This window comes from Microbacterium oryzae, from assembly GCF_009735645.1.
Classification (GTDB): Bacteria; Actinomycetota; Actinomycetes; order Actinomycetales; family Microbacteriaceae; genus Microbacterium; species Microbacterium oryzae.
The window spans coordinates 2367999-2384459 of the sequence record NZ_CP032550.1; the positions used below are offsets into that span (position 1 = coordinate 2367999).

A 16461-nucleotide genomic window follows, 5' to 3' on the forward strand; every position below is an offset into this window, starting at 1 on the left:
AGGCGGAGAAGGCGCCGAAGGAGCTGCGCCCCCTGCGCCCCGCGATGCGCGGATGGCTCGGCCGCGGCCGCGGCGGGTCCAACTACGTGCAGCAGGCCGACGAGTGGCGCGGCACGACCGTGCAGGTCTGCGGCATGTGGCCGTTCGCGATCGGCGCCGGCACGCCCATGGTGGGGGTGCCGCTCGGGCGCCACATCCACACCGGGGCGACGCTCTGCTGCGATCCGATCTCGTGGTTCCAGCGCGCCAAGCTCATCAGCAACCCGTCGGCGTTCGTGCTCGGCAAGCCCGGCCTCGGCAAGTCGACGATCGTGCGGCGGATGGCCACGGGGCTCGCCGGCTACGGCGTGATGCCCCTCGTCCTCGGCGACCTGAAGCCGGACTACGTCGACCTGATCGAGGCCCTCGGCGGCCAGGTCATCACGCTCGGCCGCGGCCGCGGATACCTCAACATCCTCGATCCCGGCGAGGCGACCGAGGCCGCCACGAGGCTGCTCGACGCGGGCTTCGAGAAGGAGGCCGCGCAGGTCCTCGCCGACGCGCACGGCCGTCGGCAGACGATGGTGTCCGCGCTCCTGACCATCCTCCGCTCGGCCCCGCCGACCGACCGCGAGGAGACGATCATCGACCGGGCGCTGAAGTGGCTCGACCAGAACCACGACGGCGTGCCCGTGCTCGGCGACCTGCTGCGGGTCATCCAGGAGGGGCCGGCGGAGGTGCGCGCGGTCGCGCTCGATCGCGGCGACGACAAGCGCTACAAGAGCATCACCGAGAACCTCGAGGCCTCGCTCATCGGCCTCGTCGGCGGCGGGCGGCTGGGCGAGACCTTCGCCCGGCACACCACGAACCCCATGCGCCGCGACGCGCCGGTCGTCTACGACGTCTCGGCGATCGACGACTCCGAGATGGAGCTGCAGGCGGCGACACTGCTCGCCTGCTGGTCGGCGGGCTTCGGCACGGTCAACGTCGCCAACGCGCTCGCCGACGCCGGCCTCGAGCCCCGGCGCCACTACTTCGTCATCCTCGACGAGCTGTGGCGGGCGCTCCGCGCGGGGCGCGGCATGGTCGACCGGGTCGACGCCCTCACCCGCCTCAACCGTCAGCGCGGCGTCGGGATGGCCATGATCTCGCACACCATGAGCGACCTCCTCGCCCTTCCCACCGAGGAGGACCGCATGAAGGCGCGCGGCTTCGTCGAGCGCTCGGGGATGGTCATCTGCGGCGGGCTCCCGTCGGCGGAGATGCCGCAGCTCACCGCGGCCGTGCCGTTCTCGCAGGCCGAGCAGGAGCTGCTCATCGGATGGCAGGACCCGCCCGCGTGGGATCCCTCCACCGGGCGCGAGGCCGAGCCGCCGGGGCGCGGGAAGTTCCTCGTCAAGGTGGGCGGGCGCCCGGGCATCCCCGTGAGCGTGCAGCTGACAGCGACGGAGCTGTCGATCAACGACACGAACAAGCTCTGGCACGACCGCTCGCGCGTCGGCCGACGCTCCCGTCGCGCCCGGGAGGGCGCGGGCGCATGAGCACCCCGAGCAACCGCCGCCGCGACCCGGGCGGACTGTCGGGCGAGGTGATCCTGCTGTGGGTGGCCATCGTCGTCGTGCTCGTCGTCGTCGGCGGCGTCTACCTCGCCGTGCACCTCGGGAGCCGGCTGGCAGGCACCGGAGCCGAGGTCCCCGCCGACCCGTTCGAGCTGCTCTTCGGCCTGTTCGGCGGCGATGTCGAGTGGCCGGGAGCCGCGGGCTGGGCCGTCCTCGCCGCGTTCGCCGTCGTGCTCCTCGTCCTGGCCATCCTCATCGCGGTGGCGCTGCGGCGGCGACGCCGCGACCGGACCCGCGTCGACCGCGCCGCCACCTACATGGGACGCGGCCGGGAGGTCGAGGGCCAGTCGCGGAAGGCCGTCGCGCAGACCGCGCAGCGCCTCGGCGTCGCCGACGCGCCGGGCCTCCCGATCGGCATCACGGTGTCCACGCGGCAGAAGCTCCTCAGCTCGTGGGAGGACATGCGCATCACGATCGCCGGTCCGCGCACGGGCAAGACGACCTCGATGGTCGTGCCGGAGATCCTCGAGGCGCCCGGCGCCGTGCTCGCGACGTCGAACAAGCGCGACGTCGTCGACCAGACGCGCGACGTGCGTGCGACGCGCGGGCCGGTGTGGGTGTTCGACCCGCAGGGCATCGCGCTCGAGCCCGCGAGCTGGTGGTGGAACCCGCTGTCGTACGTGACCGACGAGGTGCGTGCGGCGAAGCTCGCAGAGCACTTCGCCGCGGGCTCGCGCGACCCGGGCGCGCGGACGGACGCCTACTTCGACCCCGCCGGCCAGGACCTCCTCGCCGGGCTCCTGCTCGCCGCCGCCCTCGACGGCCGGAAGATCACCGACGTCTACACGTGGCTGACGCGGCCGACGGACGAGACGGCCGTCGACATCCTGCGAGACCACGGCTTCGCGCTCACCGCCGACCAGGTCGCGGGCGTCGTCTCGGCGCCGGACAAGCAGCGCGGTGGGGTGTTCGGCACCGCGCAGCAGATGGCGTCGTGCCTCACGAACCGTCAGGTCGCCGCATGGGTGACGTGGCAGGGCGCGGGGGATGACCGCCCGCAGTTCGACCCGGAGGCGTTCGTCCGCGCGGACGGCGGCACGCTGTACTCGCTCTCGAAGGAGGGCCGCGGCACCGCCGGCCCGCTCGTGACGGCGCTGACCGTCGCTGTCGTCGAGGCCGCGGAGGAGCTCGCCGCGCGCTCGTCCGGCGGCCGCCTCGCGACGCCGCTCGTCGGCGTGCTCGACGAGGCAGCCAATGTCTGCCGATGGCGCGAGCTGCCGAACCTCTACTCGCACTACGGCTCGCGCGGGATCGTGCTCGACACGGTGCTGCAGAGCTGGTCGCAGGGTGTGGAGGTGTGGGGCGAGTCGGGCATGAAGAAGCTCTGGAGCGCCTCGAACGTGAAGATCTACGGCGGCGGCGTGAGCGAAGCCGCCTTCCTCGAGGACCTCTCGAAGATGATCGGCGACTACGACCGCCTGTCGTCGTCGACGTCGCAGGGTCGCGGCCAGCGCACCGTGTCGCAGCAGCTGCACCGTGAGCGCATCCTCGACGTCGCCGACCTCGCCGCCCTCCCCAAGGGGCGTGCGGTCGTGCTCGCATCGGGTTCGCGGCCCACGCTCATCCGCACCGTGCCATGGATGGTCGGACCGCACGCCGAGGCCGTGACCGCCTCGATCGCCGCGCACGACCCGCAGGCCGAGCGGACCATCCAGGAGGCGCAGGACGAGCTGGCCACCGTGCAGGCGACCATCGGAACGGGGGAGACGCGATGACCGAGCAGGGCCAGGCGGTGACCGAAGCGGAGCCGGAGCTCTTCTTCGGGTCGGTCGACGAGTTCGTGCGGGAGTACCTGCGCCACGTCTACAAGCGCCGCATCGACGGCCGCAATCGCTGCTGGGCGGGACGCTGGTGGGAGCACGACGAGGCCGTCATCCGGCTCGAGGCGCTGTGGCGGGCGTGGGAGCACCTGCGCCTCGACCCTGCCACCGGCATGAGCGTCTGGTGGCGCGACCACGCCGACCACCACCTGCCGATGCTCATGGACCCGGATGGGCCGTTCGCGCTCGCGACGGAGGGCGACGAGAACCTCAGCCGCAAGGGCGAGCCCCTGCCGTACGTCGCGCCGCCACCGGGGATGTTCCCCGACGCGCGGGACTGACGGGCGGGTCGGCTCAGCGCGCGGGGCCGGAGCGCTGCGCCGTGATGCCGCGGGTAGCCTTCACCCGCGCCGCGGGAGCAGCGGCCTTCCGTGCCACCGCCGCGGTGGCGGGCTGCGCCTGGCTCGCGCCCGCTCGCGCACGCGTGGCGGCGACGGAGGGGTCGAGGCGCTTCGCTCCGAAGTGCTGAGCGGGCAGGTCGCTCGCCTCGGCGCCCTTCGCTCCGCCCCGTCCGCTCGGGCCGCCCCGCGCCTCCAGGTCGCGGGCCGCGTCCCGGCGCCGCTCGGCGTCCGCGTGCTGCGTCCGGCCGTCCGCCCGCTCCGCCGCCGCGGCGTCGGCGCGCTCCTCGGCCTCGACCTCTGCGCGCGCCCGCTCGCACGGATCCGGATCGTGTCGTGCGGACGCGCGAGCAGCATCCGCTCGCGCATCCTCCTGGTCGGCATGCGCGAACGCGCGCCGCGCCTCGGCCTCCGCCTCGGCCGCACGGGCGCGCTTGGCGGTCACGGCCATCCGCTCTTCGGTGTCCATCCGCTCGGCGGCGCCGTCCATCCGATCGGCCGCGGCCAGCGCCCGCCGGCGCGCTTCCTCGCGAGCCCGGGCGATCGCCGAGCCGATGCGCCCGCCCGCGGCGAGGGCCCGATGCATCTCGCCCTCGAGTGCCTCGGCGATCCCGTCCGTCTCCTCGACCATCCTCGACTCCTCCCGTCTCTCCCTTCATATCTAAAAGAACTAAAGACGTCTAGAACATCAGGCGCTAGGCTCCTCGAGAGCGGAAGGAACGAACCATGGCCACGAACCCCTTCACCCCCACCTTCGGCGTCACGCCGCCGCTGCTCGTCGGCAGGCAGGACGAGATCGACGACTTCCGGGCGGGGCTCCAGGAGGGCGTCGGCGCCCCCGAGCGCATCACGCTCGTCACCGGCCTGCGCGGCACGGGCAAGACCGTCATGCTCAACGCGTACGAGGATGTCGCCAAGAGCGAGGGATGGCTCGTCCTCTCCGAGACGGCGGGGAAGGATGTCGTCGACCGGCTCGCGAACACCGAGATCCCGAATCTCCTGCGCACGATCGAGCCGAACCAGACGCGGTCGCGGATCACGAGCCTCACGATGAGCGGGTTCGGCGCCCAGCGCACCGTCACCGAGCTCAACGAGCCAGCGGCGAACCTCCGCCACCGCATGAACCAGCTCCTCGACGCGATCGACCCCGAGGTCGGGGTGCTCATCAGCCTCGACGAGATCCACCGCAATGAGGACCTCGAGATCCTCGGGTCGACCATCCAGCATCTGCGTCGGGAGGACCGGAACGTCGCCTTCGTCGGCGCCGGCCTGCCCTCGTCGATGCGGGACCTCCTCGCCTCCGACCAGTCGGCCATGTTCCTCCGGCGCGCGGATCGGCGCCATCTCGGCGGGATCGAAGCGGACGACGTGCGCACCGCGCTGCAGGTGCCGATCGTCGACGCGGGCCGGACGATCACACCGGAGGCGCTGGACGTCGCCGTCGAGGGCACCCAGGGCTACCCGTTCATGGTGCAGCTCGTGGGCCTCGAGACGTGGCGGGCGGCGCGTGACAGCGAGCAGATCGGCGTCGAGCATGCGCAGCGGGGCGTCGACCGGGCGCACCGGAAGATGGGTCAGCTCGTGCACGAGCCGGCCCTGGCCGACCTGTCGGCGACCGACCGCTCGTTCCTCGCCGCCATGGCGCAGGACCCGCAGGGGCCGAGCCGCATGGGCGACATCGCGCAGCGCCTCGGCGTCGACGCGAACTACGCCAGCCAGTACCGGATCCGCCTCATCGACGCCGAGATCATCGGGCCCGTCGGCCACGGCGCGGTCGACTTCACCATGCCGTACCTGCGCGAGCACCTGCAGCGGGATGCGCTTCCGGGCCTCCGCGGCGCGTCGTTCCCGGGGCGGCCGGCCCTGGGTGCCGGACCGTCGACGCCTGCCCTGGGCGCCGGCAGCGGTCCTCGGGCCGCGCGTCATCGTGTCGGGGAGATCGAGCGCTGACACCCGTTCGCCGGGTCTGCATGGCCCTGCTGGGAGCACTTACAGAGCCAGGACCAATAGGGTGGGCTGACTGCCCGATATCTTGCGCTGCTCAACCGGCCCAGCGCACCCAGGAGAGCGCGCACCACCGATGACAGAACCGACTGCGGAAGCCGGCGACTTCGAGCGGCTGCGCGACCGTCTACTCGGAGCGACCAGACGCCTCGACGGGCGCGGGGACGAGTTCATCGAGCAGGATGGCCGCAACGCCGTGCTCGGGGTGATCCGGTTCCGGCTGCTTCAGCTCATCGATCAGCGCGAGGCGGTGGGCGCTGCCCTCGAGATGCTGGAGCGGCACGCATCGCGTCTGCCTGCCGGGCTGCGCGCTCGGGCGTACACCTCGCCGATCGCGTCGAACGCGTTCGTGCGGTACGACATGCTGACCGCGCTGGAGCAGGAGACCGACCTGCAGCGCATGCGCCTGCGCCTCGCCACGGCAGGTGAGGTCGAGAACCTCGACGAGGTCTCGCTCGAGGTGCCTTACCTCGACGAAGCACTCGCGCTCGCCGCGGTCGTCGCCGCCGCGCTGCGCTGAGCCCGGGCCGCGACGACCTGCGGGCGCTACCTCAGCAGCGCCGACAGCCACTCGGCCTGGCGTCGCCACTGCAGCCCGTCGCCTACGTGCTCGTTGAACGGGTACTCGACGACGGCTACGTCATCCCCGTAGTGGTTTGCGGCCGCGTCGACCGTCGATGACGGGGACGCCTGGTCCATGAGCGCGACCGAGACGAGGGGGCACGTTTTCCTCGCACGGAGTCTTGGCGGCCGAGGCTAATTCGTATAAGTTAACGCCCATCCTGCTGATTCGTATCAGCTACTCGAAGACGAGAGAGGGAAGCATGCGAAGCACGAACGCACGTGAGCGAGGTGCCATAGCCATCGGAGCCATCGTCGCCGCAGTGGCGACGGCCCTGATGGGAACACCGGCGTACGGCAGTGAGACGGTCGCGTCCGGCGACGCGACCGTCTCCTTCGATGCCGCGGCTGAAGAATGGACGCTCGAGACAGACGACGTGCGGCGGGTGATCAAGTTCGCGGACGGCTCGCTCACCCAGACCGAGCTCGTGAGCAAGGAGACCGGGCGCGACTATCAGCAGCGAGGAGTCTCGACGGAGTTCCGCGTGCGGGTGGACGGCGCCGACCTTCGCGGCTCCAGCGGCGGATGGGGCCTCGACGGTCACGAGACGGCGGTCGAGCCGAACGGGGCGGTGCACCTCACGCTGACCCTCAGTCGGCCCGGCATCAGGGTGGACCGGCAGTACTGGCTCTACCCCGACACCTCGTTCATCGAGGAGCGCACCGATGTGACGAACACCGGGAGCCTCGCCGTGGAGCTCAATGACTTCTCGGCCGTGTCGATGCGTGTGCTCGGCGACGACGCCGAAGACGTCGACATGTATGCGATCAACGGCGACAAGGCGTCGGCCGCGACCTACCAGACGCTCAAGGGGCCGATCCCGATGGCCAGCGGTCTTCAGAACCCGGGCGGCCGTGGCGGCAACGTGCACCAGCCGTTCGTCACCCTGCACGACCGGGAGGCCGCCGAGGGCATCGCCGTCACATGGGACTACACCGGCAACTGGGTCATGAATGTCGGCGACTCGTACGGGAAGATCCTCGTTGAGCCGCGAGCAACGCTTGCGACAGCACTCGCCCCGGGGAACGAGATCACCGGGCCGGTCGGACGGGTCGGCTTCTACCAGGGCGATCTCGACGACATGGGCAACAGCATCCTCGACTTCACGTACCGGTACCTGTGGGACGACACCTCCGACGAGTACTTCCCGCTCATCCGCTACGGCGGATACGGCTCGACGCCCGACATCATCGGCGACAAGATCCGCCAGCTCGCTTACATCGGCGGCGACATGGTGTGGATGGACGACGGGTGGCAGGACGCGATGGGGGACTGGAACGCCAAGCCCGGCGAGCCGCTCCGGGAGTACCGCGACTTCGCGGCGATGCACGGGATGCAGATGGGCTACTGGCTCGTGCCCTGGGGAGCGGAGGGCAAGTCCCAGATCGCGGCCCAGCATCCGGACTGGATGCTGAACGCCGCTGACCGCAAGGCCGGGCTCGACACCATCAACCCCGAGGTGCGCGCGCACATCGACAGCATGCTCCAGGACCGGCAGGAGGAGCTGGGTCCGTTCATGCTGAAGACCGACTTCGGCGCCGACAGCGGCAACCTCGAGAAGGCGAATGCCACGATGGACATCCTGCAGGAATTCGTCGACCACAATCCCCAGGCCGGACTGCAGCTCTGCAGTGACGGCGGCGGCCTCATGAACCTCCGCACGGTCGCCCTGTCGGATCTCGCCCTGCAGCGCGACGGCACCCCGGGCCGTGAAGACGGCTACTGGACGTCGATGATGTACCCCACAGAGAAGCTCATCGCCTCCTACGGGCGCGGCGACGTGGGCAAGTACTCCAAGAGCAATCGTCACCTCCTGAGCTTCCACTTCACCATCGCCGGCGACACGACCGCGCCCGACGAGGCCCTCGAACCGCTCCGCGTGGACGCGGAGATCTACCGTTACCTCGCCTCGCAGGGCGTGATGGGCCGATGGGTCGAGGTCTATCGCCCGACATCCGACAGCGGATCGGTCGTCGGGATCCTGCAGAAGATGAGTGGCGACGGCGAGCGCGGCTACATCACCTTCCCGAAGGCTGCGTTCGCTCTGGGCTCTGCCGTCACCCTGAAGCCGAAGGGCCTCGAGCCCGACCACGCGTACACGGTGGCGAGCCAGGAAGGCTCGGTCCCGACTCAGACGCGCAGCGGCGCCGACTGGATGCGCGACGGCATCGACATCGGCGCGTATGTGGAGGGCGAGATCCTCTACTTCAACCTCGAGAACCGCCCGGGCGCGGGCACCGACGAGGTCGCGCCGACCCCGGCCGCCGAGGTGCGGACGGCACTCGCGACCCGCCTCGGCGAGGACGGCGTCGAGCTCACCTGGAAGGCCGGCGCGGACGACCGGTGGCTGTCGCATTACGCCATCTGGAAGAACGGCGAGCCCTACACCAAGGTCAGCAGCGGCGAGTACTTCTTCGACGCGGGAGCGGCCGTCGACGACGTGTACGAGGTGCGCGCGGTCGACGGCGACGGCAACGTGTCGGCGGGTGCCGTGAGCACGCCACTCGATCCCGAGGCGCCAGCGCGTGCTGTGCTGTCCACGACGAGCGGATGGGCCAGCGGCCTGCACGACGGCACTTACGACGTGAAGATGGACCTGTGGTGGGGTCAGAATGCCCGCGAGTTCCGACTGTACGAGAACGGCGACCTGCTCACGGCGGTTCCGCTCACGCCGGACGGGCGGCAGGCGCAGCATGCCGCCGTTCCGATCGCCGGCCGGGGAAACGGCACCTACGTGTACACCGGCGAGCTCCGCAATGCCGCGGGGGGCACGGAGACCTCGACCGTCACCGTGGAGGTGACGGATGCGGCGCCCGCGAAGCCGGCCCTGCGCATCGCGGGAGAAGACGCGGAACGCGTCGCGCTCACGGATCTTTGGTGGGGGACGAATGCCACCGCGTATCGGCTGCTGGTCGACGGTGAGATCGTGGACGAGCAGGACCTCACGGCACGCTCTCCGCAGGCACAGCACGTGGAGACCGTGCTCGGTGCCCTGGGCGCGGGGCGACACGAGCTGCAGAGCGTCCTCGTCAACACCGCCGGGGAGACGCGCTCCGACCCGGTCGTCGTCGAGGAGCGCTGACGTCGACTTGACATGCGTCGACCTCGCCGCGAGACTACTGATACGAATTAGCACCCCGACGACACATGGAGCCGAAGATGTCCCCCCGCGCCTCACGACCGAGCCAGCGCATGATCGCCGAGCTGGCGAACGTGTCGCAGTCGGCCGTCTCGATGGTCGTGAGCGGTCAGGCGGACGCCAATCGGATCCCGCAGGCCACGCAGGATCGCATCCGTCAGATCATGCGCGAGGTGGGCTACGTGCCGAACGTCGCCGCCCGCCTCCTGCGCTCGCAGCGCAATGGTCTCGTCGGGGTTCACACCTACGAGCGGGTCTTCCCAATCCGCGAGGAGGACTACTACCACGACTTCCTCGTCGGCATCGAGGCCGAGGCCGTCGAGCAGGGCGTCGACCTCGTCCTGTTCACGTCCACGCTGCGTGCAGATGGCACGAGGGCGGTGTACAACGACGGGATGAACCGGCTGCGCCTGGCGGACGGTGCCATCTTCTTCGGCCTCGAGAAGGACGACTCCGAGCTCACGCAGTTGGCTCGTGACGGCTACCCCTTCGTCTTCATCGGCAAGCGGGCCATCGAGGGAACCGACATTCCCTTTGTGACGGCGGACTATGCGGGCGGAATCGCCGCGACCCTCGACGTGCTTCAGGAGGCGGGGCACCGGAGCATCCGGTACCTCGCCTCCACGCAGCGCGCCCTGCCGCAGCACGAGCGTCTGGAGGCCTTCACTGCGGAGGTCACCGCGCGTGGCCTGCGTGACGGCATCGTCGAGGCCCCCGCCGACGAGATTCGCGACCGGCTGGATGAGATCCTCGACGGCGTGACGGCGGTGCTCGTCGAGACCGTTGAACTCGCCGATGCGCTGCACGGCGCCCTCGCCGAGCGGGGGGTCCGCGTCCCCGCAGATCTGGGGGTCGTGGTCCTCGACGCCTCGCCGCCGAACGCCGCCGCTGCGGCGTGGAGCCACGTCGGCTTTCCCAGGCGCGAGATGGGGGCCGCTGCCGTGCGTCTCCTCCTCGCGTGGCTCGAAGCCGGCGTCGTCCCCGAGTCCGTGACCCTCCCCGTCGCCGCTCCGGACCCCCGCTCGGTGGGAAGCGCCCGCTCCGCCGACTGACCTCGCGGTGGGGTGGAATCCCTCCGCCGCTTGATCATCTACTCATACGAAACAGCTACCCGAAGCACAACCCGAAGGAGAAGCAACATGGATGTTGTCCCCGTCATTCGGCGCACGGCGGCGCCCGTCGCCCTGGTCGCCGCGGCCACTCTCGTCCTCGTCGGATGCTCGTCGTCCGCCGGTGGCGATGACGGCGGTTCGGAGCCGCTCACCGTCTGGTTCCCGGGCACCAGCGAGCCCGAGATCGACCTCGTCACCAACACGCTCGTGCCTCAGTTCGAAGAGGAGCACGACGTCGAGGTGGACGTGACGTTCGTCGACTGGGCGGACCTCGCGCCCAAGCTGAACTCCGCCTTCGCCGCCGGCACCGCTCCCGACGTGTTCGGCCACGGCCCTGCCGCCGCCGCCGATCTCGTCGCCAACGAGCGCGTGCTCGACCTCACCGACTACGTGAGCACCCTCTCCGAGGAGGACCGCGACGACCTGGCCGCCTCCCTGATCGGCGGCCAGGTCGACGGCACGCAGTATCTCATCCCGCTCTCCGTGAGCGGACAGCTCGTGGCTTATCGGGCCGACATGCTCGAGGACGCCGGCATCGATCCCTCGAGCCTGCGCACCTGGGATGACGTGCGCGCGGCCGCGGACGAGCTCACCGAGAAGGAGGGCGACACGATCACGCGCGCGGGTCTTCTGCTCGGCACCGCGGCGATCCAGCGCTCGATCTCCTTCAACGCACTCATCAGCGCCGCTGGCGGGCAGCTCATGGACGGCACCGAGGTCGCCTTCGACAGCCCGGAGGGCGTGGCGGCGCTGGAGTTCTTCACCGAGCTGTATGCCGGCGACAGCGCCGTGGGCAACAACCTCGGCAACGACTACCTCAACAGCGCGGCGGCGCAGCAGCCGCTCGTCACCGGCGACGCCGCGATGACACTGCTCACCTCGCAGGCCGCCATGCAGATCGCCGCCGCCGAGCCCGACCTCGAGATCGGCGTGCTGCCCGCGCTGTCGTTCATGCAGCCGGCGGCGTTCGGTGGCGCTGGCGCCGGCCTGTTCATCAACGCCGACACCGAGGCGACCGAGCTCTCCTGGGACTTCATCGAGTTCATGAGCTCGCCCGAGATCAGCACCGCCTATGCCGAGGGGACCGGCAACATCCCGATCCGCGCGTCCGCGGCCGAGTCGGAGTACGTGCAGTCGAGCCGGGTGCTGCAGGCGTTCCTCGCCGAGATGCCGAACTTCGTTCCCAACCCCAACGTCCCCAGCTGGACGCAGATCCGCGACGTGCTCGACGCGCAGCTCGAGCAGGCGCTGGCCGGCGTCGCCACGCCCGATGCCGCGCTGAAGGCTGCGGCCGACCAGGCCGCCGGCATCATCGGAGGCTGAGACCGTCATGACCCTGACCAGCACCGCCGCGGGGGAGCTCGCTACGAGCTCCCCCGCGGGGGCGGGCGCTCGCCCCGCGAAAGCGCGCACGCGTCGCAGCGGCTCACGCCGCCTCGCGCGCGCCGGCTTTCTCTTCGTCCTTCCGGCGGTGATCTACATCGTCGGCTTCCAGCTCGTGCCGGTCGTCTATGGGCTGGTGCTGAGTTTCACGGACTACAGCCCTCTCGCCCGCAGCGGGCCGGAGTTCGTCGGCGGCGCGAACTTCGCCAAGGTCCTCGGCGACCCGCGGTTCCTGCACTCGCTGCTCGTCACCGGACAGTACGTGCTCCTCGTACTGCCGCCCCTGCTGATCCTTGCCCTCCTGCTGGCGATGATGGTGAACAAGCCCTTCCGCGGCGTGGGTTTCTTCCGGTCGGCGCTGTATGTGCCGCACATCGTCTCGCTCACCGCCGTCAGCATGATCTGGCTGTGGCTGTATTCGGACAACGGCGCGATCAATGGTCTTCTCGAGGGCGTGGGCCTCGGTTCGCAGGCGTGGCTGCTCGATCCCGACTCGGCGCTGCCCGCGGTGGCCGCCATGCGCGTGTGGAAGGCCCTCGGCAGCAACATGGTCTTGCTGCTCGCCGGCCTGCAGACCATCCCGGCCGAGCTGTACGAGGCGGCGCGGATGGACGGCGCCGGTGCCTGGGCGCGGTTCCGCTACGTCACGCTGCCGGGTCTGAAGCCGATTCTGATGTACGTCGTCGCGACCGACATCATCTTCCTCGCGCAGTCCTTCGCGGAGGTGTTCGTGCTCACCAAGGGCGGGCCGCTCGAGAGCACGACCGTGGCGAACGTCCTGATCTACAACGAGGCGTTCCAGTACAACTCGATGGGCAGCGCGTCGGCGATGGCCTTCGTCCTGTTCGCGTTCATCGCGGCCTTCTCACTCGTCGCCGTCCGCAACTTCGCCAGGAGGCCGTGATGTCCGTCACCCTTCAGCGCCGTCCCGCATCGGGGTCGGGCTTCCGGCGGTGGCGCCGGCGTCTGCGCCCGGGCTCCTTCCTCGTGCTTTTCGCGTCGTCGATGCTCGTGCTGCTGCCGTTCCTCTGGATGATCAGCATGGCGTTCACACCCACCGAGCAGGCCTTCGGCGATGTGAGCCTCCTTCCGGCGGAGCCCACGTTCGACAACTTCGTGCGAGCGGTCGAGGATGCCAACCTCCTTCCTGCGCTTCTGAACTCGCTCATCGTCGGGGCCATCGCCGTCGCGACGAACTGCGTCTTCGCGATCGCCGCGGGGTACGGCTTCGCGATGCTTCCCTTCCGGGGCAGCACGGCGCTGTTCTACGCGCTCATCGCGACCACGGCCATCCCAATCTCGGTCACGCTCATCCCGCTGTTCCTCATGGCGCGCGGGTTCCCTCTCACCGGTGGCAACGACATCCTCGGCCAGGGCGGAATCGGCCTGCTCGACTCGCTTGGGGGCATCGTGCTGCCGTTCATCGTGCTGCCGCTCAACATCTTCCTCGCGCGGCAGTACTTCTCGTCCTCGGCGCCCGACCTCGCCGAGGCCGCACGCATCGACGGCGCGGGGGAGCTGCGGGTGTTCTGGAAGATCTACCTGCCGCTCGCGCGTCCTCTGGTCGCGGTCATCGCGATCTTCTCCTTCACGGCCGTGTGGGACGACTTCCTCTGGCCGCTCGTGACGATCTCGTCACCCGAGCATCAGACGGTGCAGCTCGCCCTCACCCGCTTCCTCAGCGCGGGGAACATCCAGTACGGCCCCATGATGGCCGGCGCCGTCATCGCCACGCTGCCCGTGCTCATCGTCTTCCTCTTCAACCAGCGGCACTTCATCTCGGGTCTGTCCGAGGGAAGCGTCAAGGGCTGACGCCCGCATACCGGATCGAGGTCTCTTCCGACATGTCCCACCTCACACAGGCAGCCGACCTGCTCATCATCGGCGGTGGCCTCGGCGGAGTCGCCGCGGCCGCGACGGCGGTCGAACTCGGCCGCACGGTCATCCTCGTCGAGCGCGGGGACTGGCTCGGCGGTCAGCTCACGACGCAGGCGGTACCTCCGGATGAGAGCGCCTGGGTCGAACGGGTCTCCTCGCGCAGCTACCACCGGCTCCGCGAGACAATCCGCGGCATCTACCGGCAGCACTATCCCCTCACCGATCACGCCCTCGCCCAGAGGCATCTCAACCCCGGTCTCGGCAGCGTCTCCCGCGTCGCTCACGAGCCTCGCGTCGGTGCGCTCGCGCTCGAGACCGTGCTCTCGCCGGCCATCGCGACCGGTCGGCTGGTGATCCTCCGCCACCGGGAGCCGGTGGCCGTGCACCGCGACGGCCGCCGCATCGTCGCCGTCGACGTGCGCGACCGCCACACCGGCGACGTCATGAGCCTCGAGGGCAGGATCGTCGTCGATGCCACCGAGCTCGGCGATCTGCTGGAGCTGGGCGGGATGGATCTCATCACCGGCGCGGAGAGCCGCGCTGAGACCGGCGAGCTGCATGCGCCCGACGTCGCCGATCCGCTGGACCAGCAAGCGATCTCGTGGTGCTTCGCGATCGAGCACCGCCCCGGCGAGGACCACACGATCGACCGCCCGGCGCGCTACGCGCACTGGCGCGACACACATGATCCGCGCTGGCCCGGATCGCAGCTGTCGTGGGTGGACGTCGTGCCGTACACCCTCGGTGAGCGCTATCACACGATCTTCGCGGGAGACCCGGCTGAAGCAGAGTCGCCGGACGGCGACGACTTCTGGCACTTCCGCCGGGTCATCGGCTCACGCAACTTCGGTCCCGATCTCCGGGATGTGACGCTGGTGAACTGGCCGCAGATCGACTACTGGGAGAAGCCGCTCGTCGGTCCCGGTGTCGATGAGGCTGCACGCGATGAGGCGCTCGCCGGGGCCCGCAGCCTGTCGGAGTCATTTCTCTACTGGATGCAGACCGAGGCCCCGCGCGCGGACGGCGGCACCGGGTACCCCGGGCTGCGGCTGCGACCGGACGTCGTCGGAACCGAGGACGGGTTCGCAAAGGAGGCGTACGTGCGCGAGTCGCGTCGCATCAAGGCGCTCTTCACCGTCACGGAGGGGCATATCGGGCACGACATGCGCGACGGCGCGCCGGCCGAGACGTTTCCCGATACCGTCGGCGTGGGGTCGTATCGCATCGATCTGCACCCCTCCACGTCGGGTCGCAACTACGTCGACATCGGGTGCTCGCCGTTCCAGATCCCGCTCGGCGCGCTCATCCCGCGGGACGTCGACAACCTGCTGCCGGCGAACAAGAACATCGGCACGACGCACATCACGAACGGCGCCTATCGCCTCCACCCCGTCGAGTGGGCGATCGGCGAGGCGGTCGGCGTGGTGGCTGCCCGGGCTCTCGCCGGTGGGCTTTCTCCCGCGGCCGTGCGTGAGACGCACTTGGACGACGTTCAGGACACGCTCGTGAAACTCGGCGCTCCGCTCGAGTGGCCCGAGGACATCCGCACGGCTCGCCTCGAGCACGACCGCATCGTGAACGAGATCGTCCCCGCCTGATCGCGTCTCGGCGGCCCGCTCTCTTCCCGACTCGCCAGTGCGGACGTCCCGGTATCGCGCCCGAAACCGTGTCGCCCGCACTGGCGAACCCGCAGCCCGAGCTCAGCGCCCGAAGAAGTCGTTCAGGCCCGGGATGTCGAAGCCCTGCGCGATGTCGCCGAGCCCACCGCCGGCCTCCGACACCTGGTCACCGAAGCCCTGCGCGTAGTCACCGGCCTCGGTGACGAATCCGCCAGCGCCCTCGGCGATCGACTGCACGTCGAGGTTCTCCGCGATGCCGTCGAAGTCGATGCCCTGCGCCTGGTCGAGGAGCGCACCGCCGACGCTGGTAAGGATGGCCCCTCCCGCGACTACGCCGAGGAGCCCGCCGATGCCGGCCACCGCGGCTCCGGCCATCCCGACACCGCCAGCCCGCGCGAGGAGCCCGCGCAGCTTGCCCGGCTGGGTCGCCTCGGCCCGCGCCGCCACGCGGGCGAGTTCGGGAGCGTCCGCCGAGCGCGGCTGCTCGTGCGGGGGAAGCTCCGCGCGCATGCGCGCGGCGACCTGTGCGCGCTGATCGGGCGTCAGCCGCGCGAACGCGTCGCGATGCACCTGTTCGATCTGGTCGGGGCGCGCGGTCTGCAGCAGGTAGTCGTAGCGGGCGATGGCGGCGCGGTCTTCCGCGGAGCCCGACGGATGCGCCGAGCCGGATGGCCGGGGCGGCGTCGGCCGGGAACCTGCCGGAGGAGCAGGCGGCCGCGGCACGCCCGTCGCCGGCGAGCGGTACCCGTCCGAGCGCTCCTGCGGCCGGGACTGGTCGCCGAGCAGCGACTCGGCGGCACTGCGCGCCTTGGTCATCCAGTCGTTCTGCGACGACGAACCGCGCTGCGACGAGGATGACGAGGACTGCGCGTCCATCGCCTTCTTGGCGAGCTTGATGATCTGGTTGAGCTTGCTCACGATGACCTCCGGAAGGGTCGGCGAAGCCGA

The 16461-nt window shown here is 70.3% G+C and carries 14 protein-coding genes; 11 read left to right on the top strand and 3 right to left on the bottom strand.

The window, feature by feature from the left end:
• The first annotated feature begins 44 nt into the window (after positions 1-44).
• Genes D7D94_RS11115 through D7D94_RS11125 form a run of 3 tightly spaced genes read left to right on the top strand, consistent with a single transcriptional unit; the run spans position 45 to position 3699 of the window.
• Positions 45-1520, top strand: a complete 1476-nt coding sequence (locus tag D7D94_RS11115) for an ATP/GTP-binding protein (RefSeq protein ID WP_216648718.1) — start codon at positions 45-47, stop codon at positions 1518-1520.
• Positions 1517-3313, top strand: a complete 1797-nt coding sequence (locus D7D94_RS11120; protein WP_156242668.1) for a type IV secretory system conjugative DNA transfer family protein — start codon at positions 1517-1519, stop codon at positions 3311-3313. Before D7D94_RS11115 ends, D7D94_RS11120 begins: the two co-directional genes overlap by 4 nt.
• Positions 3310-3699 (top strand): DUF4913 domain-containing protein, encoded by a 390-nt coding sequence (locus D7D94_RS11125; RefSeq protein WP_156242669.1) that lies wholly within the window; start codon positions 3310-3312, stop codon positions 3697-3699. The genes D7D94_RS11120 and D7D94_RS11125 overlap by 4 nt, the downstream gene beginning before the upstream one ends.
• 13 nt (positions 3700-3712) lie before the next feature.
• Here D7D94_RS11125 and D7D94_RS11130 read toward each other — a convergent pair whose 3' ends face one another.
• Complete coding sequence (locus tag D7D94_RS11130) at positions 3713-4387, bottom strand: hypothetical protein (RefSeq protein WP_156242670.1); 675 nt, start codon at positions 4385-4387, stop codon at positions 3713-3715.
• Positions 4388-4482: 95 nt separating this feature from the next.
• On the opposite strand from D7D94_RS11130, the gene D7D94_RS11135 reads away from it, so the two are divergent.
• Positions 4483-5706 (top strand): ATP-binding protein, encoded by a 1224-nt coding sequence (locus D7D94_RS11135; protein WP_156242671.1) that lies wholly within the window; start codon positions 4483-4485, stop codon positions 5704-5706.
• 130 nt (positions 5707-5836) lie between these two features.
• Positions 5837-6280 carry a hypothetical protein gene (locus tag D7D94_RS11140; protein WP_156242672.1) on the top strand — a complete coding sequence of 148 codons (444 nt, stop codon included), beginning with the start codon at positions 5837-5839 and terminating at the stop codon, positions 6278-6280.
• Between the two features lie 26 nt (positions 6281-6306).
• On the opposite strand, the gene D7D94_RS11145 is transcribed toward D7D94_RS11140, so the two are convergent.
• Positions 6307-6459: a hypothetical protein gene (locus tag D7D94_RS11145; RefSeq protein WP_156242673.1), complete on the bottom strand. Its 153-nt coding sequence runs from the start codon at positions 6457-6459 to the stop codon at positions 6307-6309.
• A 200-nt stretch (positions 6460-6659) separates the two neighbouring features.
• On the opposite strand from D7D94_RS11145, the gene D7D94_RS11150 reads away from it, so the two are divergent.
• The 6 genes from D7D94_RS11150 (at position 6660) to D7D94_RS11175 (ending at position 15492) form a co-directional block, all read left to right on the top strand.
• The gene (locus D7D94_RS11150) at positions 6660-9464 is read left to right on the top strand and encodes an alpha-galactosidase (protein WP_173024307.1); all 2805 of its coding nucleotides are present in this window, start codon (positions 6660-6662) and stop codon (positions 9462-9464) included.
• Positions 9465-9541: 77 nt separating this feature from the next.
• Complete coding sequence (locus D7D94_RS11155) at positions 9542-10573, top strand: LacI family DNA-binding transcriptional regulator (RefSeq protein WP_173024308.1); 1032 nt, start codon at positions 9542-9544, stop codon at positions 10571-10573.
• 87 nt (positions 10574-10660) lie between these two features.
• Positions 10661-11956, top strand: coding sequence for an ABC transporter substrate-binding protein (locus D7D94_RS11160; RefSeq protein WP_156242676.1), 1296 nt, complete (start codon positions 10661-10663; stop codon positions 11954-11956).
• A 7-nt stretch (positions 11957-11963) separates the two neighbouring features.
• Positions 11964-12920 carry a carbohydrate ABC transporter permease gene (locus tag D7D94_RS11165; RefSeq protein WP_156242677.1) on the top strand — a complete coding sequence of 319 codons (957 nt, stop codon included), beginning with the start codon at positions 11964-11966 and terminating at the stop codon, positions 12918-12920.
• On the top strand, positions 12920-13828 hold the full coding sequence (locus D7D94_RS11170; RefSeq protein WP_156242678.1) for a carbohydrate ABC transporter permease: 909 nt from the start codon (positions 12920-12922) through the stop codon (positions 13826-13828). Before D7D94_RS11165 ends, D7D94_RS11170 begins: the two co-directional genes overlap by 1 nt.
• Before the next feature lie 32 nt (positions 13829-13860).
• Complete coding sequence (locus D7D94_RS11175) at positions 13861-15492, top strand: FAD-dependent oxidoreductase (protein ID WP_156242679.1); 1632 nt, start codon at positions 13861-13863, stop codon at positions 15490-15492.
• A gap of 102 nt (positions 15493-15594) precedes the next feature.
• Here D7D94_RS11175 and D7D94_RS11180 read toward each other — a convergent pair whose 3' ends face one another.
• Positions 15595-16431: a cation-transporting ATPase gene (locus D7D94_RS11180; protein ID WP_156242680.1), complete on the bottom strand. Its 837-nt coding sequence runs from the start codon at positions 16429-16431 to the stop codon at positions 15595-15597.
• Positions 16432-16461: the final 30 nt, after the last annotated feature.

Coding starts and splice junctions, on each gene's coding strand:
- D7D94_RS11175 (WP_156242679.1), top strand. CDS start 13,861: ATGTCCCACCTCACACAGGCAGCCGACCTGCTCATCATCGGCGGTGGC.
- D7D94_RS11125 (WP_156242669.1), top strand. CDS start 3,310: ATGACCGAGCAGGGCCAGGCGGTGACCGAAGCGGAGCCGGAGCTCTTC.
- D7D94_RS11170 (WP_156242678.1), top strand. CDS start 12,920: ATGTCCGTCACCCTTCAGCGCCGTCCCGCATCGGGGTCGGGCTTCCGG.
- D7D94_RS11155 (WP_173024308.1), top strand. CDS start 9,542: ATGTCCCCCCGCGCCTCACGACCGAGCCAGCGCATGATCGCCGAGCTG.
- D7D94_RS11160 (WP_156242676.1), top strand. CDS start 10,661: ATGGATGTTGTCCCCGTCATTCGGCGCACGGCGGCGCCCGTCGCCCTG.
- D7D94_RS11150 (WP_173024307.1), top strand. CDS start 6,660: ATGGGAACACCGGCGTACGGCAGTGAGACGGTCGCGTCCGGCGACGCG.
- D7D94_RS11165 (WP_156242677.1), top strand. CDS start 11,964: ATGACCCTGACCAGCACCGCCGCGGGGGAGCTCGCTACGAGCTCCCCC.
- D7D94_RS11135 (WP_156242671.1), top strand. CDS start 4,483: ATGGCCACGAACCCCTTCACCCCCACCTTCGGCGTCACGCCGCCGCTG.
- D7D94_RS11130 (WP_156242670.1), bottom strand. CDS start 4,387: ATGGTCGAGGAGACGGACGGGATCGCCGAGGCACTCGAGGGCGAGATG.
- D7D94_RS11140 (WP_156242672.1), top strand. CDS start 5,837: ATGACAGAACCGACTGCGGAAGCCGGCGACTTCGAGCGGCTGCGCGAC.
- D7D94_RS11145 (WP_156242673.1), bottom strand. CDS start 6,459: ATGGACCAGGCGTCCCCGTCATCGACGGTCGACGCGGCCGCAAACCAC.
- D7D94_RS11120 (WP_156242668.1), top strand. CDS start 1,517: ATGAGCACCCCGAGCAACCGCCGCCGCGACCCGGGCGGACTGTCGGGC.
- D7D94_RS11115 (WP_216648718.1), top strand. CDS start 45: ATGCGCGGATGGCTCGGCCGCGGCCGCGGCGGGTCCAACTACGTGCAG.